The organism is Streptomyces sp. NPDC057424 (assembly GCF_042803315.1).
Classification (GTDB): domain Bacteria; phylum Actinomycetota; class Actinomycetes; order Streptomycetales; family Streptomycetaceae; genus Streptomyces.
Window position 1 is genome coordinate 1 of sequence record NZ_JBHVCP010000067.1, and the last position, 21,320, is coordinate 21,320.

Here is a 21,320-nt window from a genome sequence, read left to right on the forward strand (position 1 = left end):
GGGCCCAAGACGGGTGGCGGCCCGCTGCCGTCCCGGAGCCCACCCCGGACTTCTCAGCCGAGAGAGGGAATCCCGCCTGCCGGCAGCGGGTCAGGCGGCCGCGGGGCGCACGGCTTTCTCCCGCGGCTGCACGGTCATGACCAGGGTTCTCGGCCGGACGGTGGCCCGGGCCACCGGACGGACGGTCCGGCCGGCGGCGAGGTCGAGCCGGACCGCGCGGACGATCGTCGCGACCGCGGTGATCAGCTCCGTGAGCGCGAAGTGGTCACCGATGCACTTGTGCTTGCCCGCGCCGAACGGAAGGAACGCTCCCGCGGGCGGCGGCTGAGCGTCGTCCAGCCAGCGATCGGGGTCGAACGCGAGAGGGTCGGGGTAGAGAGCGGGATCCCGGTGCAACGCGTGCTGGCAGTAGGCCAGCTCGGTACCGGCGGGCAGGGTCCACTCCCCGAGGCGGGTCTCGGCGGTCGTCCTGCGGGTGACGAGCCACCCGGTGTGATGCAGCCTCGTCGCCTCGGTCACCACCCGCCCCAGGTACGGAAGCCGTGTGACATCGGCGAAGGTGATGGGACGTCCCCCGAGGACCTCACGCAGCTCGGCCAGAACCCGGGCCTCGATGTCGGGGTGCCGGGCCAGCTCGTACAGGATCCAGGACAGGACACTCGCGGTGGTCTCCGTACCCGCGACGGCCAGCGTGAGGATTTCGCTGCAGATCTGGTCCGTCGTCAGTGGCTCGCCGCTGTCGGGGTCGGTGGCGCGCAGCAGCAGAGAGAGCATGTCGCCCGTGTCGTGTTCGGAGGCTTGCAGGTCATCGACGGCCTGGTGGATGGTGGCCCGTACGGCGTCCCGGGACTCGTTGAAGCGCCGGTTGAAGGGCAGCGGCAGCCGCTCGGCCCAGTCGGGCAGCATGATGCGCGCGCCGACGCCGGTCATCACCACGGAGAGGTCGTGGCGCAGCCGGCGGAAGGTCTCCTCATCGAGGCTGCCGGAGAACACTGTCTTGGCGAGCATGTCGAGCGACAGTTTGACCATGGCCTCGCGGACGTCGAGGCTCTGGCCGGGCTGCCAGGCACCGGTTGTGGCGGTGACTTCGGCGCGCATGATGTCGACGTACCGGGCGATCTCCGGCCGGGCGAACGCCGGCTGCAACTGGCGCCGTCTGCGGACGTGGTCCTGTCCGGCCGCGGTGACCACGCTGCTGCCCAGGATGTGGCCCATCTTCTCGAAGAAGCGGCCTTTGTCGAGGGTGGGGGCGAGGTCGACGAGCATTCTGCGGATGAGGTCGGGGTCCTGAACGACGATGGTTCGGGTGCCGGGCTGCAAAGTGATCTCGACCAAGGGGCCGTAGTCCCGGCGCAGCGATGCGATGAAACCGAGGTTGTCGCGCATCAGTGGTATCGCGTGACCGATAAGCGGAAACGATCCTGCCGCTCGGGGTATGGAGGGCGGTTCGAGCGTCACGGGGCCTCAGGCTCCCTTCTCTGTGATCACGCCCTATGGCTTCCCTGGTCCACCGCGGGCGCAATCCACGGAGACGCGTGTGCTGTGCCACGTGTCACCTGCCGGCTGGGGAGCCGAGTACGAACCGTGCTGCTGCGCTAGGTGGCGGAGGGCCTCGTCGACGACCTACGGCTGCCGGCCGGGGACGGCGAGGAGGCGTTCGCCGACGCTGCGGACATCGCCGAGGTGGCGGTCGCCGCGCTCACCGAGGACGGGCACGCGGGGCGGCACCACGAGATCAGTGGACACGCTGACCGGTGGCAACGCAACGACACCACCCGGCTGCTCCCACTGCTCCCACTGCTCCACGCGATCCCACCGGTCCGCGGCCGGGATGGCCGTCCCCGCCGCGGCTCCCAGCGCCGCGTTGGCGACACGCGGCGCACCCCGGGCAGGGCCCCTGTCCGGGGTGCGGGCGGCCGTCCCGTCCGGCGACGTGGCGCCAGCAGCAGCACGCCTCCGAGGATCGCGCGCTGCTCCGGACGTGCGGGCGCGTTTCCTCCGCCGTGCCGGTCGCCGTCCCCGCGACGGATTCGTCGCGCGGGCCGCTGACACCGGAGGTGGAGGTGTTGAGGAATCGGTGAAGTGGCACGGCCGCAGGCCGCAGGCCGCAGGGGCCGTTCAGGGCAGGCGGGGCAGCTCGTCCCGTGCGGAGTGGCTCAGGATCCGCAGGTTCTCGGTGAACCGCTCCCGGTCCTCGGGCGGCAGCGGCGCCAGGAAGTAGCGCCGGATGTTCTCCATGTGCACCCGGGACGCCCGCACGGTGGTCTCCTCTCCCAGCCGGGTCAGCCGTACCAGCCGCCCGCGCCTGTCACCGGGGTCCTCGGCGCGTTCCACCAGTCCGGCCGCCTCCATCCGGTCCACCAGACGCGTCGCCCCGCCCGTGGTCAGCACCTGCTCCTGGGCGATGGCCCGCATCGACAGCCCGGGATCGCCCGCCCGCCCGAGGATGAGCAGCACCTCGAACATCAGATGGCTGATGCCGCACTCCTGCTCCAGCGACCGCCCGAGGATGTACTCCAGCCGGTTCGCCGCCCCCTGCAGCCGCCCGAACGCCAGCACCAGCGCATTGTCCGCGGCCTCCTTCGACGACGAGATGTCCGCCTGCCCGTCCACGTTCCCCCCACCCGACTGGTCCTCCACACCATGCATCCACCGATCATGCCTCGTGCGGCACCGGGGGCGCTCACCGTGCCGGAACGCGGGGAAGGCCCGGATCTCGCCGTCGGATGCCGTCCCCCACCCCGGGGAACTGGGGCCGGACACCGGCACCCCGGTGATCTTCCTCAACCATCTGGCCGCGGTCCTGGACAACTAAAACCCGCGGGTCGTCGACGGCATCGCCGCACGGCACCACGTGATCACCTTCGACAATCGGAGAGTCGGCGCCTCACAAGGCAAGACACCGCGCTCGGTGACTGGCGTCAAGGACCCGAAGGAATTTCTGTTCCTCACCCCCACGGCCAATGGAAAGGTCGCGGCCTGGCAGTTCGTGAACCGACCACGCCTGGGGAGTTCAGAAGCCATCCGACCTCAGCGTCATCCGCCATCCAGTCCTCGTGTCCGTGCGATCGGCTCTCCTGATTCGCGGTCCGAGAGCACTCCTTGATAGCCCATCGGCCGCCCGCGACGCGGATCAGGTCGTCACGTGTGGTTCCGGCGGGGCAGGCGATGTGGTGGGAGACCCCTGCGCTTCCGGCGACCTGGCCGTCCCTGCCGTTGTCGCGGCCACTCAGGCCCTCGTCGAGGTCATCGGCAGGGTCCGCTGCGTACGCCTCACCTCGCGCCTCGTCCCGGAACGGGACCGGGTACGGGTCATGGCCGGCTGAGGATGGCGCACATCGCGCCCTGGGAGCACGGGCCGGGACCGGCCATGCGGCCCGCCGTCGCCAATTGGCCATCAACCTCGAGCGTTGCCTTCGTCGACGCGCGCCCGCCGGATCGACAGGACCTCTTCAGCAGGCTCGGCGGACACCGACGTCAGGCGCCGCCTTGATTCCGCCCACTCGCTCGTGCGGCGGGGACGCGGGTCTCCGTCAATGCCGGTCACGAGCGGACGAGGACAATGGCCGTCCTCTCGCCTTGCGGCAGCAGTTGGCAACGGGATCCGGACGAAGCTCCCCGAAAGCGATCGGACAGCCCCGGCTCGTCGAACGCCACGCCCCGCAACTGCCCACACCGATGGGCCTCGGCCCGGACAGCGCTGTCACTCTCCTGATCACTTTGAGAGACAACACCCGGGAGGGCAAGGCCCGACGCGAAATCGTCCGGTGCCTCAAAGGCTACGCTGCCCGGGAGGGCGGGATGCCCCGCGCCCGGTCTTTCCGCCCGCGCCTCACCGCCCCAACAACCTCCGCAGCCACCCCGCCTGCGCCGCCCGCGCCACCTGCGACAGCGCCGCCTGCGGAGCGAAACCGTCGAAGCCGTGGAAGCCGCCGGGCCAGACGTGGAGTTCGGCCACTCCGCCCGCCTGCCAGATGCGGGTGGCGTAGGTGACGACCTCGTCCCGGAAGGTCTCCGCGGAGCCGACGTCCAGGAAGGCCGGGGGCAGGCCCGTCAGGTCCTCCGCGCGGGCCGGTGCCGCGTACGCGGGGACGTCGGGGCCGCCCCTGAGCTCGCCGAGCAGCGCGGTCCAGCCGGTCTCGTTGGCCGTACGGTCCCAGACGCCGAGGCCCGCCATCTGGTGGGAGGAGGGGGTGTCGTTGCGGTCGTCCAGCATCGGGCACATCAGGAGCTGGCCGATCGGCTGCGGGCCCTTGCGGTCCCGGGCGAGCAGGGCCAGCGCCGCGCACAGACCGCCGCCCGCGCTGGCACCGGCGAGGACGATCCGCCCCGGGTCGGCGTCCAGTTCCGCCGCGTGCTTCGCGGTCCACTCCAGACCGGCGTACACGTCCTCGATCTGCGCCGGGTACGGGTTCTCCGGCGCCAGCCGGTACTCCACCGAGACCACGACCGCGTCCAGTTCCTTCGCCCAGGCCAGCGCGGCGTCCGCCCCGAACCGGTTGTTGCCGAGGATCAGGCCGCCGCCGTGGACGTGGTAGATCACAGGCCGCGGGCCGTCCTCCGCCGGGGCGGTGGGACGGCAGATCAGCAGCGATATCTCGGGCGCGCCCTCAGGGCCGGGCACCGCCCGGTCCTCGATCTCGAAGAAGCCGTCCATGGTCAGATCCAGCCCGGCCAGCATCTCGATCCCCGGACCCTGGCGGACCGCATCGATCTCGTCCGGCGTGATACCGGGAGAGATGACGTCCTTGATGAGCTCCAGGGCGGCGGCGAGCTCGGGGTCGAACGGGGGCGGTACCTGGGTCATGGGTGCTCCTCACACTGGTCGCCCGGGGGCGCGCGGCGGATCGTGCGGCCATCATTCGCGCACCGGCGGCCGGCCGGGGGTCCGCCGTACGGCGGAACCTGCCCGCCGTACGGCGGGTGGCCCGGCCATGACCTGGGGCTTGCCAGGACATGATGACCTGTTGTTCACCCGAGCTGTACCGAAGGCTCGACAAGGTGGCCGGCGCCACCGTGAACAGCTCCGGCGTGGCGGCTGTGCGGCCGCCCCTATCGCTCCCGGACCATGCCGCGCTCCCATGCCCAGGCGGCGATCTCGACCCGGTTACGGGCGTCGATCTTCTGCTGGATGTTGGCCAGGTGCGTCTTGACGGTGGACAGCGACACCACCAGCCGGTCGCAGATCTCCTGGTTGGTCCGGCCCACCGCGACGAGCCGGGCCACGTCCAGTTCCCGTTCGGTCAGCGGGCAGGCGGCATCCGGCTCGGGCCGCGTGGAGCGCAGTTCCTTCAGCAGCCGGACGGTGACGGCGGGGGAGACCAGCGCGTCGCCGCGGGCGGCGGCCCGCACCGCCTCGATCAGCAGGCTGGGCGGGGCGTCCTTGAGCAGGAAGCCGCAGGCCCCGTTGCGCAGCGCGGTGTGCACGTAGTCGTCCTGGTCGAACGTGGTGATCACGACGACCCTCATCGGGGTGTGGATCCCGGGGCCCGCCAGTGCCCGGGTGACGTCCAGGCCGTCCAGTCTGGGCATCCTGATGTCGACCAGGCACACGTCCGGCCGCAGCCGGCGGGCGAGCTCCACGCAGGCGGCGCCGTCGGCGGCCTCACCGACCACCTCGATGCCGGGCTGGGCGCCGAGGATCAGCCGGAAGCCCATGCGGACGAGCTCCTGGTCATCCGCGATCAGCACGCGGATCGCGGCATCGTTCACGCCGGTGATCCTGCCACAGCGGCCAGCACCGGGAAGGCGGCGGTCACCCGCCAGCCGCCGTCGTCGGTGGGAGCGGCGGTCAGCGTGCCCTCCACCGCCTCGACGCGTTCCCGCAGGCCCACCAGGCCGAAGCCGCCGCGCCCGCCGACCGGGGCGGCGTGGCGCGCGGCCGGTGCCGTGTTGTACGCCTCGACCCGCAGCCGGTGCCCGTCCACATCGACCCGTACGGCGACCACGGCGCCGGGCGCGTGCCGGCGTACGTTGGTCAACGCCTCCTGCACCACGCGGTGCACGGACGTCTCCACCTCGGGGGCGAGCCGCACCTCGCGGGCCGCCGCCGCCACGTGCAACCGGGCGTCCTCTTCGTCTCCGGAGAACGCGGAGACCAGGCGGGCGAGTTCCGCCCACACCTCGCCGGGTCGCACGCCCGCGTGGTCGTCCTCGCGCAGGACCCGCACCAGACGGCGCATCGAGTCCAGCGCCTCCGATCCGGAGCGGGTGATGTTCTCCAGCAGCGGTTGGACCTGTTCCGGTGCGGTGTGCTGGAGGGCCAGCGCGGCATTGGCCTGGACGATGATGCCGGTGACGTGGTGGGCGACGAAGTCGTGCAGGTCGTGGGCGAGTTCCAGGCGCTGACGCTGGCGCACGGCGGCGATGTCGCGGGCCCGCCGCTCCTCCAGCAGCCGTGTCCGCAGGCCCCAGGCGAGAGCCAGGCCGGCGCCGAGCGCCATCAGCAGGGACCCGTCAAGGGCGTTCTGGCTGTCGTTCTGGATGTCCGTCGGCAGCAAGCGCAACGGGATCACTATGGCCGCCACGCTCAGTGCGGCCGAAACGGCCGCCGCGGTCCTCGGGCCCGGCACCGCCCACATCGCGCGGGACAGCAGCACCAGCAGAGCGACGCTCTCCAGCGCTCCCCAGGTACCGGCACTGTTCCGGCCTGCCAAAGCGGCGATCACGGCCGTGAGGACCAGCGAACCGCCGACGGCGAGCACGGCACGTACCGGCAGGCTCGGCCGACGAGCCGGCCACAGCAGCGCCATGCAGGCGAGCGGGCCGGACACCATCGGCAGCAAGCTCGTCCAGCGGTAGTCGGGCGTCCCGTTGGCGAAGACGTCGAGCAGCCCCAGCAGGCCGAGGATGATCCAGCCGGCGGCGGTCAGCGCCCGGCGGAGCAGCGGAGTTTCGGAGTTCACGCCCGGCAGGATACGGAAGCGGCGATTCCAATCGGACTCGGCCGAATGGCCGATGTCCGGCCGCCACAACCGGCCGTCCGGCCGAGACAGCCGGTCGCCGCGCGCCCCGATGGTGGACGGCATGCACCTGATGATCACTGCCCTCTCCGGGGAGACCGCCCGATGAACACCCCCTCCGCCGTCCTGACCGGCACCGGCCTGTTCAAGTCCTACGGCATGACCCGGGCCCTGGCCGGGGTCGACATCGACGTGACGGCCGGCGAGTCACTGGCCGTCACGGGTCCGTCCGGCTCCGGCAAATCCACCCTGCTGCACTGCCTGGCCGGGATCGAACGGCCCGACTCCGGTGAAGTCCTGCTGGACGGCAAGAGGGTCGACCAGCTCCGTGAACCGGCCCGCAGCGAGTTGCGCCGCACCGCGTTCGGCTTCGTCTTCCAGTCCGGCCAGCTGCTGCCGGAACTGCCCGCCGACGAGAACGTGGCCTTGCCGCTGATGCTCGGCGGCACGGTGCGCCGCGCTGCCGTCGAGCAGGCCCGGCAGTGGTTCGGGCCGCTCGGCCTGCAGGGCCTGGAGAGCCGGCGTCCCGGGCAGCTGTCCGGAGGTCAGGCCCAGCGGGTGGCCATCGCCCGGGCCCTGGTCGGCCGCCCGAAAGTGATCTTCGCGGACGAGCCGACCGGCGCGCTGGACCAGGCCACCGGCCTGGAGGTGATCCGCCTGCTGGTGGACGTCAGCCGCAGCCAGGGCGCCGCACTGGTCGTCGTCACCCACGACGCGAACGTGGCCGGCTGGTGCGACCGCAGGGTGCAGGTCCGCGACGGCCGGCTGACCGGAACCCAGGCCGCGACGGAGACCGGCGCCGGGGCGAAGGCGGGGTACCGGCGATGAGGGCACTGGACCGCACCACCTGGGCGCTGACCTGGCGGCTCACCCGGGCCGGTGGCCGCACCGGTCTGCTCGCCACCGGGCTCGCCGTCGCGGCGGCGGCCGTGTCCACCACACTGCTGCTGCTGTGCGTCGCGATGAACCTGGGCTTCCAGCACCGCTCGGACCGCACCGACTGGCGAAACCCGGTGGAGTCCTCCCGTCCGGTGGCCGTCGAGGCGGTCGGCACGACGTTCACCCGGGGGGTGCCCGTCACCGTCGTGGACGTCGCCCGGCTGCCCGGCCGCACCGCTCCCGCCCCGCCCGGCCTCGACCGCTTCCCCGCCCCCGGCGAGCTGTGGGTCTCCCCGGCGCTCGGCGCCCTGCTCGACCGGCTGCCCGCCGACCGCCACCCCGTCCCCGGCACACCCACCGGAACACTGGGCCGCGCGGCGCTGACGCATCCCGGCGAACTCGTCGCGGTGATCGGACACCGCTCCACCGACCCGGCGGTCACCACCCCGCGCGAGCCCGATCCCCGCCGGGTCGGCGACATCGCCTCCCCCACCCGCGTCGCATCCTTCACCGGCGCGCCCCTCACGGACGGCATGAGCAGGATGTACGAGTCCCTGGCCCGGGTCGCCACCGTCCTCGTCATCGTTCCGCTGCTGGTGCTGGGGGCATCCGCCGCCCGGCTGTCGGTCTCCCGCCGCGACCAGCGGCTCGCCGCACTGCGGTTGATCGGCGCCACACCGGGCCGCATCGCCGGCCTGACGGCCGCCGAAGCGGTGCTGACCGCGACGGCCGGGGCACTGCTCGGTGCCGTCGGGTACGCGGTGCTGCTGCCGGTGGCAGCGAGTCTGCCGCTCGCCGGCGGCGCCTGGTACCCGGCCGACCTGTGGATCGGCGCGCCGCCACTGCTGGCGGTGACGGCCGGGGTGGTCGCACTGGTCGTGGTCAGCGCGCTCGCCGGGCTCCGTCAGGTGGTCGTCGGCCCGCTGGGCGTGGCACGCCGGTCGCGCAGCCGGGGAGCGAGCGCCGCGCGGGCGGTCGCCTTCGTGGTCGTCGTCGCCGTGTACGGCTGGATCACCAAGAAGTACGGCAGCGACGACTCCATGGCGCTGTACGCGTTCGCCGCGCTCTTCCTGGCGCTGGCCGTGATCGGGCCCTGGGTGGTCCGGCTGCTCGGCAGGATCGTCACCGCCCTGGCCAAGCGGCCCGCGACGCTGCTGGCCGGGCGCCGGCTGCTGGACGATCCGAAGGCCGCCTGGCGGATCGTCTCCGGGCTCACCCTGGCCGGTTTCGTCGCCGGGTTCTTCGCCCTGCTCACCCTGGACGCCGCTCCCCCGTGGGGAGGACGGCCCGACCAGCTCGCCCTCGCCGTCCCGGGCAGCAAGGTGACTCAGGTGCGGACGCTGGCCGAACAACGCCTGCACACCGCCGGGGTGACCGCCGTGGTCGGCGTGGACGACGGCTTCGTGGCCCAGGGCCCCTCCGACAGCCGCCAGGTCACCGCCACCGTCTCCGGCGGCCCGGCCGACCTGGACCGCGCCCGTACTGCGCTGACGGGCCTGACCCCCGACCAGTACCCGATCACCGGGCCCGAGGTGAACTGGTCCGAGGCACGGTTCACCCGGGACTTCACCACCATCACCCGGGTGGTGCTCGTGGTGACGTTCACGGTCGCCATCACCTCGGCCGGGATCACTGCGGCCGCCGCCGTCCTGGACCGCCGCCGCACCTACGGCCTGCTGCACCTGGCGGGGACCCCGCTGCGGGTCCTGGACGCCGCCCGCAGCCGGGAGACGCTGATCCCGGTGACGGTGCTGGCGGGCGGGGCCGTCGCGGCAGGGCTCCTGTGCGGGGGATCGGCGATGCTGGCCGGCGGCGCCCCGGCGTTCGACGCACGCGGCGTGATCGTGCTCGCGGCGTGCTGTGCCGCCGGGGTCGCCGGAATTCTGGCGGCCGGCGGGCTGAGCCGCCCCCTGCTGCGAGCGGTCACCCGGCGGTCGGGGGCACGGGAAGAGTGAGCGCTGCGGGGCTGAGCCCGACGGCCGGGCCCAGCCCTCGCGGCACACGGAGCCGGCGTACGGCCGCGCCAGGTATCCGGGCTTGGGATGTAGGGACCTCCCACTGTGCGCCGTCAGCGGAGGCACCTTCACCGACCTCGTGCCCGTCACCGTTGCCGACGCAGACACCGACGAATATCCCCGGTTCGATGCCCGTCCGGAATAGCGTCCGCCGCGGGGCGGCAAACCGTTGCGCGGTCGACGGCCCCAACGGATTGAGATATATCCTCTGCTTATGGATGGGAGCTGGGGATGAACGTCGAGGGGTTGCGCTATGCGCAGGCGGTGTCCCGCACGAAGTCGTTCAGCGCCGCAGCGCGCGACTACGGCGTCACCCAGCCCGCGCTGTCAAACGGGGTGGCGCGGCTGGAGGAGGAGCTCGGCGTCAGACTCTTCGACCGTTCGCCGCGTGGTGTACAGCCCACGGCCCACGGCGCCGTCGTCCTGCCCATGATCGACCATGCTCTCGGGGCGCTGGACTCGATCGTGGCCGAGGCGCGCCGGCTGACCCGCCCGGCCACCGGCGGCATCCGCGTGGGCGTCTCGCCCCTGATCGGCGCCGACCTGGTGGCCTGCGCGTTCGACGCCGCGCGTGGCCTGCCCCGGCCACGCGAGCTGGTGCTGCGGGAAGCCGATCTGGGCCTGCTGCGGGCAGACCTGCGGTCCGGCGAGCTGGATGTGCTGCTGGTGCCCGCGGTGGAGGCCATGCCGGCCTACCGGCACCGGATCATCCTCAGCGAGCCCGTGGTCGTCGTCGACCCGGCCGGGGCCCCCGGCGCCGAGGGCCCACTGGAGCTGGACGCCGCCGCCGGCGCGGACTACATCCTCGTCCCCGACACATGTGGACTGACCACGTTCACGACCCAGCTGTTCCGGGGCCACGACCTGGCGCTGCGCACCTATCCCGGCGAGGCGGCCAGCTACCGCGTGCTGGACGAGTGGGCCGGCATCGGAGTGGGCGCCGCCCTCCTGCCCCGCTCCAAGATCACCCGGCGGCATGCCAGCTGCCGCCCCCTGGTACGGGCCGGCGCCCCGGTCGAGATCTCCTACGAGGCCGTCTGGAGCCGCTCGAATCCGCTGGCCGCCGACCTGGAGGAGTTCGTGGAGTCCCTCGCCGAAGCCGCCGTGCCGTTGGGGTCCGACACCTCGGCGAGCGATTAGCTCAGGTTATAGCCGCATCACAAAAGATCCTCTACCGGACTGCATTCCGTGAAATCTACGGTGGGCGCATGAAACCCACCCTCGATCTCACCGGCAGAAAAGCCGTCATCATCGGCGGCACCAGCGGTATGGGCCTGGCCATCGCCCGTCGCGTCCTGGACGCCGGCGGCAGCGTCGTCGTCACCGGCCGGTCCCCTGCCAACGCCGCGGCGGCCACCGCCGCGCTGGCGGGCTCGGGCGATGCCACGGTGCTGACCACCGACCTCACCGACACCCATGCCGTGGAACGCCTGCGTGCCGACCTGACCAAGGAGCACTCCGACGCCGCCCTGCTGGTCAACGCGGCCGGCGTCTTCGCCCCAAAGCCGTTCGTCGACCACACATACGCCGACTACGACCGTTACCAGGCTCTCAACCGGGCCTTCTTCTTTCTCACCCAGACCATCGCGGGCAACATCATCGCCCGCGGGGGCAAGGGCTCCATCGTCACCATCGGCTCGATGTGGGCGCATCAGGCCATCGCCGCGACGCCGTCGTCGGCGTATTCCATGGCCAAGGCCGGCCTGCACTCGCTCACCCAGCACCTGGCCATGGAACTCGCCCCGCACGGCATCCGGGTCAACGCGGTCGCCCCCGCCGTCGTGCGTACCCCCATCTACGAGGAGTTCATTCCCAGGGAAGAAGTGGCCTCCGTACTCGACGGGTTCGACACCTTCCACCCCCTCGGCCGTACCGGAACGCCGGGCGACGTCGCCGCCACGGTGGCCTTCCTGCTCTCGGACCAGACCGACTGGATCACCGGCGCCGTTTGGAACGTCGACGGCGGCGTCATGGCCGGACGCAACTGACCGGCACCGCACCGGGTCGGGCTTCGATGCTCGACGAACGGCTGACCGGCATGCGGGTGGCCGCGGCGGAGAAGGGCGTCGGCCGGAGTCCCGCGCTACGTGGCCAGGAAGACTCGGACGGCTCGCCGCCGCCGTGGTGCCGTACGCCGCTCTGCTCGCCGCCTGGACGGTCGCCCGCTCGCCGGCCCGCACCGGCGGGCCGACGAGTCGGTCACGAGCGAGGGTGACCGGGTCACCGGCATCGAAACCGCGGCGGCGTCCATCGCCGGACGGGGGCGTGCTGCTCGACGTCCGTCGGGCCCTCGGCACCTATGGCGAGCGGCCGGACGGGTTCGCCATCGCCGCCGACCACCTCTGGGCGACCGTCGCGCCCAGGGCCCCTCGGCTCGGGTCGGCCGCGCTGTTCTGGTGCCGGTGCGCACCGGGCGGCTGGCCCGGCCCCGCCGCGACGTCGACGAAAGTCGAGGGCCGGGGCGGTTACGCGGGTGGTCCGGCTGACCTCATCCATCGACCGGTCGCAGGCGTACTTCGCCGCCACACCGCGCGGGGACGCGCAACGCCGCCGGCAAGCCCTCCTCAACCCGGGACGGCGCGCCGGGCGGCGGAGACGACGAACGGAATCACGGCGAGGGCGAGCAGACCTCCGCCGACGGAGAGAGTGGCATAGCTGGTTGCGGTCATGATGATGCCGCTGGCGACACCGCCCCCGGCCCCGGCAAGGGCGATGCACAGGTCGATGGTGCCCTGGATCCCGGCGCGGGTCTCCACCGGTGCGGCGTCGGTGATCATCGCGGTGCCGGAGACGAGGCCGAGGTTCCAGCCGAGGCCGAGCAGCGCCAGGGCGACGGTGAGCAGCGGGACGGAGTCGTCGGGAGCGGTGGCCGAAACGACCCCGGCGGCGAGCAGGGTGATGCCGGCGCCGACGGCGACGGGCGTACGGCCGACGCGGTCCACGAGGATGCCGGTGATCGGTGAGGGCAGGTACATGGCGGCGATGTGGACGGAGATGACCAGGCCGGTCGCGGCCAGGTCATGGCCGTGGGCCTTCATGTGGATCGGGGTCATGGTCATGACCGCGACCATGACGAGCTGGGTGAGGATCATGGTGGCGGCGCCGGCGGCCACGCCCGCGGCGGCGGACCGCGCCGGCCGCGCCGGTGCGCCGAGGTTGCCGGGCGTGGGAGTTCGCAGGGCGCTGGAGACCCGGAGCGGGTCGGGGCGCAACAGCGCGAACAGGATGGTGCCGGCGATGGCGTAGGCGAGGGACGCCAGGGCGAACGGGCCGGCCAGGGCCGGGATGTGGAAGTGCTGGGCGGCTCGGCCGGTGGACGCGACGAGGTTGGGGCCGATGACGGCGCCGGCGGTGGTGGCGACCAGCACGGCGCTGACGGCGCGCCCGCGGCGGTCCGGCTCGGCGAGGTCGGCGCCGGCGTACCGGGCCTGCAGGTTGGTGGCGGTTCCGGCGCCGTAGACGAACAGGCACGCCAGGAGCAGGACGACGTTGTCGAGGGCTGCGGCCGCGACGACTCCGGCGCCACCGAGCGCGCCCGCGGCATACCCGGCGGTCAGGCCGGCCCTGCGGCCGAGACGCTGGGACAGGTGCCCGACGACGAGGGCGGTACCTGCGGAGCCCGCGGTGAACAGGGCGGACGGCAGGCCGGAGAGGCTGCTGGTGCCGAGCATGTCCTGGGCCAGCAGCGCGCCGACGGTGACTCCGGCGGCCAGCCCGGCGCCGCTGAACACCTGGGAGGCCATGACGACGCTCTGGGTACGGTGGTGCAGCGCCTGGCGGGCCTCGGAGGTGTCGGCGTAGCCGTTGTGCGTCACAGGTCGCAGATCACGAGGTAGCCGTCGAGTTCGGTGAGCAGGTCGGACTGCGGCCGGTCCGGTAGCGCGTGGCCCAGGTCTGCGGAGCGGACCTCGCCTATCCACTGATCGTGCTGGTATTCGTGGTTGATCAGCGCGGTGAGCAGCGTCGTGGCGACGACGGTCAGTTGCCGGGGCGCGCCGACCCGGCCGTCGCGGATGGCGCCGATGCGGGCGTGGACGCGGTCGGCCACCTCGGTGCGGAAAGCGGCCAGCCGGGCCGGGTCCGGAAGTCGGCCACGGGCGGGTTCGGGGTTCGCGGCATCCATGACCGGGTCGAGTTCCGGGTCGGGGCTGGGCTCGGCCGCGGTCAGGTTGCGGATCATGAAGTGGGCGACGTGCGCCTGGTGGCCGAGGTGCCAGCCGATGGCGCTGGAGTTCTCGTGCGGGCGCCACCGCACCTCGTCTGCGCTCAGGTCGGTCCAGAGCTGATCGGTGTAGGCACGGGCTCGGTCGTACTCGCGCAGCAGGTCCGGGATCTCGAACATGTAGGTCATCCGATCTTCGCTTCGGCGGCCCAGGCGTGGGCCGTGAGGACGGCGGTCGCGGCTTGCCGGCCCGCGTACAGGGCGCCTTCGATGTGCCCGGCGTAGTCGGCCGCGGTTTCGGTGGGAGGCCCAGTGCAGCCGGCCGGCCAAGGCCGGCTGCCGGTAGCGGGGGTGGCCGAGAAGACCGTAGTCCGTCAGGCTCCCCACCCCGGCCGGCGACGTCCACTGCTCGGCGCTCCGGTCCTGGACGTGCAGCGTCGTGGGCTCGGCCGCCTCGGGGCCGAACAGCCTCACCAACTGCGCGGTCACCGATGCCTCGAACCCGTGGCCGAGCGCGGCGGCGGCAGCGAATCCGAACAGCGCGGCACGGCCGCCGTGTGGTCCGGACATGTCGTGGGTTTCTCGCAACGGGCCGGTGTGGCTGATCGCCGCCCCGGCCAGTCGCCCGGTGCGCCAGAACGGGGTGCGGTAACCGGCGACGACCTTGGCGACGGCTCGGCGACCCGCTGTTCGCCGTCCCGGAACCAGGTGGCGACCAGGTCGAAACCGCCGATGCTCGCCAGCCGGCCGCCGACGCGGTCGCGTGCCTCCACGCAGACGACGTCGAGCCCGGCGGTCCGCAGCGTGGTGGCCGCGGTGAGCCCGGCCGGGCCGGCGCCGACGACGACGTCGTGGCGAGATCCGAGGGATGGCATGGTCGCCTCCTCCTTTCCGAGCCGCGGTCGGCCATCGGCAGTCGCACGGCGGTCGCGTCGAACTCGGCGACGGTCACAGGTGGATGCCTGCGGCGTCGGGAGACACGGAGAATCACTCCAGGGAAGGAAGAAGGTGCGCACACGGAGTTGTTCCGAGAGCGTTTCACCGAGCGCGTCCAACGGTAGGGTCCGTCCGCGGCGACCGGTAGAGGATCCTCGCGAATGCGGCCATAGCAAACGGCTATGGCGAGAAGGCCGGAACAACCGCGAGCAGGTGCGTCCACCAACCGTCCCCATCGCCCCATCCCTCGCGCGGCACCGACGAGACTCGCCGTGTCGGATCAGGAGCCGGGCAGGACAGCGGCGAGCACGGAGCGACGACCGTGTGGGAGACCTGTGACGGCCACGACGGTAGGAGCCCCGGGCTGATATGTCCCACTACCACTACGCCCTCGGCAGCGTCGCCGGATGGCTCACCGAGGGCAACCCACGAGCAGGGCGTCAGTGAGATCTAGTCGAGTACACGCGACGTGTGCCATCACCAGATCCCACGCGCCGCGCGACGCCGGTACCAGCGGCGGCCGCGACATCTGGCCAAGTGACATCACCTGTCGATGACAGCTTTCGCAGTGCCGCGACCGCCCCAAGTCAGTGATCAGGTCAGGCGGTGACCACTCCGCGGGGATGCGTGCTGGGTTCCGGCGACGTGCGGGCGCGCTTCTCAGCCGTGCCGGTCGCCGTCGCGGCAACGGTTTCGTCGCGCGGGCCGCTGACATCGGCGGCGGAGGTGTTGCGGAAGACGGTGCCGTGCCGTTGCCGACGGTGGACCTCACCGTCTTCCCGGCTTGTGTGAGTTCGCCTGTGAGGCGTTGCCCCTCCTACGTCATGGCGTCGCGAACCCTGGCGGTGTCGACGAACTGCTCGAAGCGGACGATCAGGCCGCCGCGGACCACGAAGTGGTGGGCGACGCGCACGTCGATCGGCTTGCCGGTGGCCTTGTTGGTCGCGGTGTAGCGGGCGAGGACGACGACGTTCTCGCCCTCGGCGACATAGGTGTCGTCGTGGGCGGTCCAGCCGTCCCAGTCCTTGCCCAGCTGCTCCATCACGTTGGCGGTGACCCCGTCGGGGGTGCGGTAGGTGCCGGCGAGAGGGAAGCCCGCCATCTCCTTCCACTCCACGTCCGGGGCGAGGGTGGCGCGCAGGGCGGCCAGGTCGCCGGCCGCGGAGGCCAGGTACTGGCGGCGGACCACGTCGACGGGGGCCGTGGAGGCCGCGAAGTCGGTGTGCTCGCAGGTCATGACACTCAGCCCCACTTCATCTCGCCCTTGGCGACCTTCGCCCCGAGCTGGGCGGCGATCAGCATGCCGTTGTCGGGGTAACGCTCGACGAGTGCCTCGGTCAGTGTGGCGCCGTCGGCCGCCTTGCCGAGCTCCTCATCGAAGGCGGCGAGGTAGTCGCGGGTGGCGGTGATGGCTGAGGCGTCGGCGGCCGTGCCGGGCAGGCGGTGGCCGGGGACGACCAGCTCCGGCTGGAGGGAGGCCATCTCGTCCAGCAGTTCGATCCAGACGGAGCGGTCCTCGGGGGTGGGGGTGTCGGCGACCCAGACGTGCTCCTGCTGGAAGAGCAGGACGCCGCCGAGGAGGGCGCGGTGCTCGGCCTGCCACAGGTAGTGGCGGTCGGGCAGGCCGGCCGGGCCGCCCCTGAGCTCGAAGCGGTGGCCTTCGAGGGTGAGGTCGCCGGTCAGCGGGGTGAGGTCGACCAGGCGGGTGGGCAGGTTCGGGCCGAGGGCCTCCCACGCCTTGAGCTTGCCCTCGTAGGAGTGCCGGATGTGCTCGATGACGATCGGGGTGGCGACGAAGACGGCCTCAGGGAAGGCGTCGGCGAGGACCTCGGCACCGAAGTAGAAGTCGGGGTCGCCGTGGCTGACGAAGACGGTGGTCAGCTTCTTGCCTGAGTCGAGGATCTCGGCGGCGAGGCGGTGGCCGTCGGCGCGGGTGAAGGCGGCGTCGACCAGCAGCGCCTCCTGCTCACCGGTGACGAGCGTGGCGGTCTTGTTCTTGCTGCCGGCCGGGAAGTCGAGGTCGAAGATCTTGAAGGAGAGGGTGCTCATGGGGGGCCTCCTGGAGGGGTGCAAATTCAGTGGGTGGGGGTGGTGGTCAGGGGGCGGTGGTCAGGGCGGTCAGTCGCCGGTCGATCTCGTCGGCGGTGGCACGGCCGTGGGCCAGGGCGGCGACGCGGTCGCCGTCGACGGCGAGCAGCGTGGGGAAGCCGGTGACACCCAGCTCGGCACAGCGGTGGAAGTCGTCCGTCGCCGCGTTGTGCGCCTCGGGCGCGTCGAAGGTGGCGACGACGGTGTCGGCGTCCAGACCGGCCTCCTCGGCGACCTTCCGGTAGGTCGCGGGGTCGGAGAGGCTGAGGCCGTCGACGTAGAAGGCCCGTTGGAGGTCGCCGGCCAGTTCCGCCGCGCGGTCGGGGGCTGCCCGGCGCAGGGCGACGACGCCGCGCGCGGCGGCCTCGGAGTCCATCACGAACGACCCGTCGGCGATCAGCCGCTCGTAGCCTTCGCCGAACTCGGCGCCGGTCAGCTCGGCGATCTGGGCGTTGGCGCCCTGGACATAACCGAATTCGCGGATCGGCACCCGGCGGGGCCCGGTGAACAGACCGCCGGAGACCACCTCGACCGGCAGCGTGGGATGACGGGAGACGACCTCGCGCAGAGCTCCGGAGAAACCGTGCGACCAGCCGCAGTAGGCGTCGAAGACGTAGACGAGCTTCATTGAGGGTCCCGGTAAAGGTGTGGCGCCCGCCTCGTGCGAGCAGTTCGTCTGAGAGAACAGTAACTGACGCGTCAGGCATTTCCTTGACAGATGTGACGGCAGTCACACTCCTGCCATCCCGCTGTCATTGCATCGGTGAAGTGGCACGGCCGCAGCCCGCAGGGGCCGTTCAGGGCAGGCGGGGCAGCTCGTCCCGTGCGGAGTGGCTCAGGATCCGCAGGTTCTCGGTGAACCGCTCCCGGTCCTCGGGCGGCAGTGGCGGCAGGAAGTAACGCCGGATGTTCTCCATGCGCACCCGGGACGCCCTCCACGCCATGCATCCCCCGATCACGCCTCGTGCGGCATCGGGGGCGCTCACCGTGCCGGAACACGTCGGTCACGGACTGCCGGAGCACACCCGCCCGGGCGCATGGGCAGGCCGGGAAGCGGAAGATCTGCAGCCGTGCTCGCGTCGCCTTGGAACTGCCGGTCGGCCCGATGCCGAAACGGACGCCCTCGATCGTGAGACGTCCGTCAGTACGCGACGGTGATACGGCGGCGGATCGCCGTGCTCTTCTCGGCCTCGTCGACGAGGGCGACCGCGTAGTCCTCGGCGCTGATGAAGCTGGTGCCGTCCTCGGCGATCAGCAGGTCGTCGCCGCCGAGGCGGAAAGTGCCTGTGCGCTCACCGGGGGCGATCTCATCGGCCGGGGAGACATACGTCCAGTCCAGGTCGTCGCGCACCTCGGCGCGCAGCAGGTGCAGCACCTCGCGCTGGGCGAGCGCCTCGGCCTTGTACATCGCGGGGAAGTCCGGGGTGTCGACCCGGTCCCGGCCCGAGGCGGTCCTCAGGCTGCCCGCCCCTCCGACCACCAGCAGGCGGTGTACGCCCCCTGTGCGCAGTCCCTCGACCAGGGACCTGTATGTCGCCAGCAGCGGGGCGGTCGGGTCGGAGCCGTCGCGGGGCGGGGAGACGGCGGAGATGACGGCGTCGTGTCCGGCGGCGGCCTGGGCGACCTTGCCCGGCGCGGTGGCGTCCAGGGCGAGGACGGTCAGCGCATGGTGCTCTGGCAGGGCGTCCGCACGGCCCGAGCGGGTGGCGGCGGTGACCTCGTGGCCGCGGCCGAGCGCTTCCGCCGTGACGCGGGAGCCGATCATGCCGGTGGCGCCGATCAGGAGGATCTTCACGGGTGACTCCGTTCGTACTCGTTGCGTAAGGGTGTGGTCAGCGCTGGATCTCGAAGGTGACCTTCGCCCGTTCCACTGTCTCCTGCAGGACGCGCACCTCTCCGGAGGCGTTCTTGTACCTGCCGGTGCCGCCCGTGATGGCGAACCGCTCGTCGAAGACGGGCCCTGAGGCGGAGAGCTTCGCCGTGCCGGCCGTGGTGATCTTGCCGTCGGGCAGCTCGTAGACGAAGGTCAGCAGTTCGGCGGTGCGCGGCTTGGCGTCGGTGGAGATGCCGACGAAGCTGCTGGTGCCCAGCTTGCGGCCGTCGCGGCCGGTGAGGTCGCCGGTCCCGATCAGCTGGTCGCCGAGGGCGGAGTCGGACGGGGCGACGTCGACCATGTTGACCGCGGTGCCCTTCTCCACGGCCTCGATGGTGATGGTGCGGTGTCCGTGCGAGGCGGGAGCGGCGTCCGCCGAAGCGGGTGCCAGGGACAGGCCGAGGGTGAGGGCGCCGGCCGTGGCGGCGGCGACACCGAACGCGGTGAGGGTGCGCTTGCGCATGATCGGGCTCCACATCTGTGGGGGCGTACAAAGAAAAATATCTGCCGACGCAGACAATATACCTGCAGGCGCAGATATTGCAACAGCAGCTTCTGCCGCTCTCGGCTTTCTGGCATCCTCGTGGGGTGAACGAGCAACTGCTGAACGACGACGACGTGACGCTCTACGGCCTGTTCGTGGAGGCGTTCGCTCGCCTCAAGCCCCTTGTGCACCGCGACCTGGGAGTCCCGGACACCTGGTTCGAGGTGCTGCTGCGGCTGGGCCGCACGCCCGGGCACCGGCTGCGCATGACGGACCTGGCGGAGGCCGTGTCCTTCAGCTCGGGCGGCTTCACCCGGCTCGCCGACCGCATGGCGAAGGAAGGGCTGATCCGCCGCGACCCCGACCCCGCCGACCGGCGAGCCGCACTCGCCGTTCTGACCGAGAAGGGCACCGAGGCGCTCGAGCACGCCCTGACCGCCCACGTCTCCCATCTCCGCAGCCACGTCACCGGACCGCTCTCGGCCGAGGACCGCCGCCACCTGGAACGCATCCTGCGCACGCTCCGCGGCACCGGCGGGTGAGTTCCGCGCGGGCGTACGGTCGCGTCGGGCGCGGCGGGAACGTCCTGCTGACGCTCCTGGTCGGAGCGCCGGCAGACCGGCGCGGCTCACTCTCGGCGGAGGAAGGCGGGAAGGGGCGGTGTGGGCGCGTTCATCCGCTCCGGCTCAGCGAGGCGGACACGGAGACGCAGGTTGCCGACGCCGACGCGACCACGAACCCGGCGCGGGAGGGCGTCCTCGCGAGGCCGCCTCCACCACCAGGTTCCGGTCAGCGGGATCCGTGAGATCACCGCGACGCCGCCCTGCACCGCATCGTGCTCACCCGGCTGCGCCACGACCCGCGCAGTCTTCGGCCTGGTCAGGACGATATGGGCCAAACCCCCGTCATAGGGGCGTCGGTGATACGACAAAAGCCGCCAGAGACCGTTCCGGCGAGGACTTCCGCGCGGAGCTGTGAGACGCCTGAGCGCTCCGGCGTCAGATCGGATGCGTTCGCAGGAGTGGTTCCCGGGGCGGTGCGGGAACGCCTGCCCGAGCCGCCGACCCGCCGCAGGAAGGCACTCCCCGGTGCGAAATACTCTCCCGATGGGTTCACGCACTTCCTCGATCAGCCGGCCGATCACGATACGGAGGGCAGTCGCGTGGGATGCCAAACGGCTCACGCGGCTCGTGCGTGGCTCAGGCGCCTACGAGGGCAGGTACGCGGCCGCGGTGGAGGGCTACCGGGTCGGTCCTGATTACATCGAGGCCCACCGTGCCTTCGTAGCCGTCGGCACCGAGGAGCATGGAGGCCGGGTCCTCGGGTTCTACTCGCTCGTCCTCGCTCCACCAGAGCTCGACCTGATCTTCGTCGCCGACGAAGCGCAAGGACGTGGTATTGGACGCCTGCTCGTCGCGCACATGCGGTCCGAGGCCCGTGCCGCCGGGCTCGACCGTGTCAAGGTCGTGTCGCATGTTCCCACCGAGGACTTCTACCACCGCGTCGGTGCGGTGCGGACCGGGACCGCGCTCGCGAACCCGCCCGCCGTGCCATGGGACCGTCCCGAATTCGAGTTTCGCATTTCTTCGGAATGACGCGGTGTGCCGGTTCGCAGGGCACTGGCTTCGCCTGCGTGGTGGCTCCCCCACAGTGGTCCCAGCCCGGCCGACCGGTCTTGCAAGGAGCGAGCACCATGCGCCGGACTTGTCGCTCGTCGCTGACCGGCTGGAATGGGTCCGGGCTGAACTGTGGTCCGCTCACGGTTGATCAGTGGCGCTGGTGCGTGCGCCATGGTGGAGGCGTAGGTCTCAGCCGTCTTGTTGAGGTGTGGGCTGGTGACGTCCGGCTGCGGGTGACCGCCGTTGCGTCGCCGTTTTGGCCGGCGCCTGGCGGCCACCTGCTGTTCGACCGGCACGCTTCA

At 71.8% G+C, this 21,320-nt stretch carries 21 protein-coding genes and 1 pseudogene; 7 read left to right on the forward strand and 15 right to left on the reverse strand.

From position 1 onward, the window contains the following. Positions 1-90: 90 nt before the first annotated feature. The 3 genes from ACFU3E_RS33445 to ACFU3E_RS33455 all read right to left on the reverse strand — a co-directional run bounded on the left by ACFU3E_RS33445 (position 91) and on the right by ACFU3E_RS33455 (position 2,613). Complete coding sequence (locus ACFU3E_RS33445; RefSeq protein ID WP_384166921.1) at positions 91-1,458, reverse strand: cytochrome P450; 1,368 nt, start codon at positions 1,456-1,458, stop codon at positions 91-93. 165 nt (positions 1,459-1,623) lie between these two features. Beyond that, on the reverse strand, positions 1,624-1,746 hold the full coding sequence (locus ACFU3E_RS33450; RefSeq protein ID WP_384166924.1) for a hypothetical protein: 123 nt from the start codon (positions 1,744-1,746) through the stop codon (positions 1,624-1,626). 372 nt (positions 1,747-2,118) lie between these two features. Next, a complete protein-coding gene (locus tag ACFU3E_RS33455; RefSeq protein ID WP_384167008.1) occupies positions 2,119-2,613 on the reverse strand; it encodes a MarR family winged helix-turn-helix transcriptional regulator in 495 nt (164 codons plus the stop codon). Positions 2,614-3,173: 560 nt separating this feature from the next. Between ACFU3E_RS33455 and ACFU3E_RS33460 the strand changes: the two genes are divergently transcribed. Continuing rightward, positions 3,174-3,326 carry a hypothetical protein gene (locus ACFU3E_RS33460; protein ID WP_384167013.1) on the forward strand — a complete coding sequence of 51 codons (153 nt, stop codon included), beginning with the start codon at positions 3,174-3,176 and terminating at the stop codon, positions 3,324-3,326. Positions 3,327-3,832: 506 nt separating this feature from the next. On the opposite strand, the gene ACFU3E_RS33465 is transcribed toward ACFU3E_RS33460, so the two are convergent. The 3 genes from ACFU3E_RS33465 to ACFU3E_RS33475 form a co-directional block, all read right to left on the reverse strand. Next, a complete protein-coding gene (locus tag ACFU3E_RS33465; RefSeq protein WP_384166926.1) occupies positions 3,833-4,807 on the reverse strand; it encodes an alpha/beta hydrolase in 975 nt (324 codons plus the stop codon). A 245-nt stretch (positions 4,808-5,052) separates the two neighbouring features. Continuing rightward, a complete protein-coding gene (locus ACFU3E_RS33470) occupies positions 5,053-5,712 on the reverse strand; it encodes a response regulator (protein ID WP_384166929.1) in 660 nt (219 codons plus the stop codon). Next, positions 5,709-6,905 carry a sensor histidine kinase gene (locus ACFU3E_RS33475; RefSeq protein ID WP_384166932.1) on the reverse strand — a complete coding sequence of 399 codons (1,197 nt, stop codon included), beginning with the start codon at positions 6,903-6,905 and terminating at the stop codon, positions 5,709-5,711. The genes ACFU3E_RS33470 and ACFU3E_RS33475 overlap by 4 nt, the downstream gene beginning before the upstream one ends. Before the next feature lie 162 nt (positions 6,906-7,067). On the opposite strand from ACFU3E_RS33475, the gene ACFU3E_RS33480 reads away from it, so the two are divergent. The 4 genes from ACFU3E_RS33480 to ACFU3E_RS33495 all read left to right on the forward strand — a co-directional run bounded on the left by ACFU3E_RS33480 (position 7,068) and on the right by ACFU3E_RS33495 (position 11,844). Beyond that, positions 7,068-7,790, forward strand: a complete 723-nt coding sequence (locus ACFU3E_RS33480; protein WP_384166934.1) for an ABC transporter ATP-binding protein — start codon at positions 7,068-7,070, stop codon at positions 7,788-7,790. Next, positions 7,787-9,796, forward strand: coding sequence for an FtsX-like permease family protein (locus tag ACFU3E_RS33485; RefSeq protein ID WP_384166937.1), 2,010 nt, complete (start codon positions 7,787-7,789; stop codon positions 9,794-9,796). Before ACFU3E_RS33480 ends, ACFU3E_RS33485 begins: the two co-directional genes overlap by 4 nt. A 291-nt stretch (positions 9,797-10,087) precedes the next feature. Next, the gene (locus ACFU3E_RS33490; protein ID WP_384166940.1) at positions 10,088-10,996 is read left to right on the forward strand and encodes a LysR family transcriptional regulator; all 909 of its coding nucleotides are present in this window, start codon (positions 10,088-10,090) and stop codon (positions 10,994-10,996) included. Between the two features lie 68 nt (positions 10,997-11,064). Further along, positions 11,065-11,844: an SDR family NAD(P)-dependent oxidoreductase gene (locus ACFU3E_RS33495; RefSeq protein ID WP_384166943.1), complete on the forward strand. Its 780-nt coding sequence runs from the start codon at positions 11,065-11,067 to the stop codon at positions 11,842-11,844. A 576-nt stretch (positions 11,845-12,420) separates the two neighbouring features. Here ACFU3E_RS33495 and ACFU3E_RS33500 read toward each other — a convergent pair. From ACFU3E_RS33500 to ACFU3E_RS33540, 9 genes and pseudogenes are all read right to left on the reverse strand, one after another. Next, a complete protein-coding gene (locus ACFU3E_RS33500; protein ID WP_384166946.1) occupies positions 12,421-13,671 on the reverse strand; it encodes an MFS transporter in 1,251 nt (416 codons plus the stop codon). Further along, complete coding sequence (locus ACFU3E_RS33505; protein ID WP_384167011.1) at positions 13,668-14,198, reverse strand: DinB family protein; 531 nt, start codon at positions 14,196-14,198, stop codon at positions 13,668-13,670. The genes ACFU3E_RS33500 and ACFU3E_RS33505 overlap by 4 nt, the downstream gene beginning before the upstream one ends. Before the next feature lie 305 nt (positions 14,199-14,503). Then, entirely contained in the window at positions 14,504-14,893 is a 390-nt protein-coding gene (locus ACFU3E_RS33510; protein ID WP_384166949.1) for an NAD(P)-binding protein, read from the reverse strand. An 878-nt stretch (positions 14,894-15,771) separates the two neighbouring features. After that, positions 15,772-16,191 carry a nuclear transport factor 2 family protein gene (locus ACFU3E_RS33515; RefSeq protein ID WP_384166952.1) on the reverse strand — a complete coding sequence of 140 codons (420 nt, stop codon included), beginning with the start codon at positions 16,189-16,191 and terminating at the stop codon, positions 15,772-15,774. Positions 16,192-16,196: 5 nt separating this feature from the next. Continuing rightward, complete coding sequence (locus tag ACFU3E_RS33520) at positions 16,197-17,003, reverse strand: MBL fold metallo-hydrolase (RefSeq protein ID WP_384166955.1); 807 nt, start codon at positions 17,001-17,003, stop codon at positions 16,197-16,199. 46 nt (positions 17,004-17,049) lie between these two features. Continuing rightward, on the reverse strand, positions 17,050-17,670 hold the full coding sequence (locus ACFU3E_RS33525) for a DsbA family protein (RefSeq protein ID WP_384166958.1): 621 nt from the start codon (positions 17,668-17,670) through the stop codon (positions 17,050-17,052). A gap of 169 nt (positions 17,671-17,839) precedes the next feature. After that, positions 17,840-17,977 (reverse strand): annotated as a pseudogene (locus ACFU3E_RS33530) (MarR family transcriptional regulator); the annotation flags it as partial. 206 nt (positions 17,978-18,183) lie between these two features. Next, complete coding sequence (locus ACFU3E_RS33535; protein WP_384166961.1) at positions 18,184-18,837, reverse strand: NAD(P)-dependent oxidoreductase; 654 nt, start codon at positions 18,835-18,837, stop codon at positions 18,184-18,186. A gap of 37 nt (positions 18,838-18,874) precedes the next feature. Continuing rightward, positions 18,875-19,378 (reverse strand): hypothetical protein, encoded by a 504-nt coding sequence (locus ACFU3E_RS33540; protein WP_384166962.1) that lies wholly within the window; start codon positions 19,376-19,378, stop codon positions 18,875-18,877. 125 nt (positions 19,379-19,503) lie between these two features. On the opposite strand from ACFU3E_RS33540, the gene ACFU3E_RS33545 reads away from it, so the two are divergent. After that, positions 19,504-19,941 (forward strand): MarR family winged helix-turn-helix transcriptional regulator, encoded by a 438-nt coding sequence (locus ACFU3E_RS33545; protein WP_384166965.1) that lies wholly within the window; start codon positions 19,504-19,506, stop codon positions 19,939-19,941. 564 nt (positions 19,942-20,505) lie between these two features. After that, positions 20,506-20,994, forward strand: a complete 489-nt coding sequence (locus ACFU3E_RS33550) for a GNAT family N-acetyltransferase (RefSeq protein WP_384166969.1) — start codon at positions 20,506-20,508, stop codon at positions 20,992-20,994. Positions 20,995-21,320: the final 326 nt, after the last annotated feature.

What these genes read in the sequence shown, in the direction of transcription:
- ACFU3E_RS33465 (WP_384166926.1), bottom strand. Translation starts at nt 4,807, where the DNA reads ATGACCCAGGTACCGCCCCCGTTCGACCCCGAGCTCGCCGCCGCCCTG.
- ACFU3E_RS33480 (WP_384166934.1), top strand. Translation starts at nt 7,068, where the DNA reads ATGAACACCCCCTCCGCCGTCCTGACCGGCACCGGCCTGTTCAAGTCC.
- ACFU3E_RS33485 (WP_384166937.1), top strand. Translation starts at nt 7,787, where the DNA reads ATGAGGGCACTGGACCGCACCACCTGGGCGCTGACCTGGCGGCTCACC.
- ACFU3E_RS33490 (WP_384166940.1), top strand. Translation starts at nt 10,088, where the DNA reads ATGAACGTCGAGGGGTTGCGCTATGCGCAGGCGGTGTCCCGCACGAAG.
- ACFU3E_RS33495 (WP_384166943.1), top strand. Translation starts at nt 11,065, where the DNA reads ATGAAACCCACCCTCGATCTCACCGGCAGAAAAGCCGTCATCATCGGC.
- ACFU3E_RS33505 (WP_384167011.1), bottom strand. Translation starts at nt 14,198, where the DNA reads ATGTTCGAGATCCCGGACCTGCTGCGCGAGTACGACCGAGCCCGTGCC.
- ACFU3E_RS33510 (WP_384166949.1), bottom strand. Translation starts at nt 14,893, where the DNA reads ATGCCATCCCTCGGATCTCGCCACGACGTCGTCGTCGGCGCCGGCCCG.
- ACFU3E_RS33515 (WP_384166952.1), bottom strand. Translation starts at nt 16,191, where the DNA reads ATGACCTGCGAGCACACCGACTTCGCGGCCTCCACGGCCCCCGTCGAC.
- ACFU3E_RS33520 (WP_384166955.1), bottom strand. Translation starts at nt 17,003, where the DNA reads ATGAGCACCCTCTCCTTCAAGATCTTCGACCTCGACTTCCCGGCCGGC.
- ACFU3E_RS33525 (WP_384166958.1), bottom strand. Translation starts at nt 17,670, where the DNA reads ATGAAGCTCGTCTACGTCTTCGACGCCTACTGCGGCTGGTCGCACGGT.
- ACFU3E_RS33540 (WP_384166962.1), bottom strand. Translation starts at nt 19,378, where the DNA reads ATGCGCAAGCGCACCCTCACCGCGTTCGGTGTCGCCGCCGCCACGGCC.
- ACFU3E_RS33550 (WP_384166969.1), top strand. Translation starts at nt 20,506, where the DNA reads ATGGGTTCACGCACTTCCTCGATCAGCCGGCCGATCACGATACGGAGG.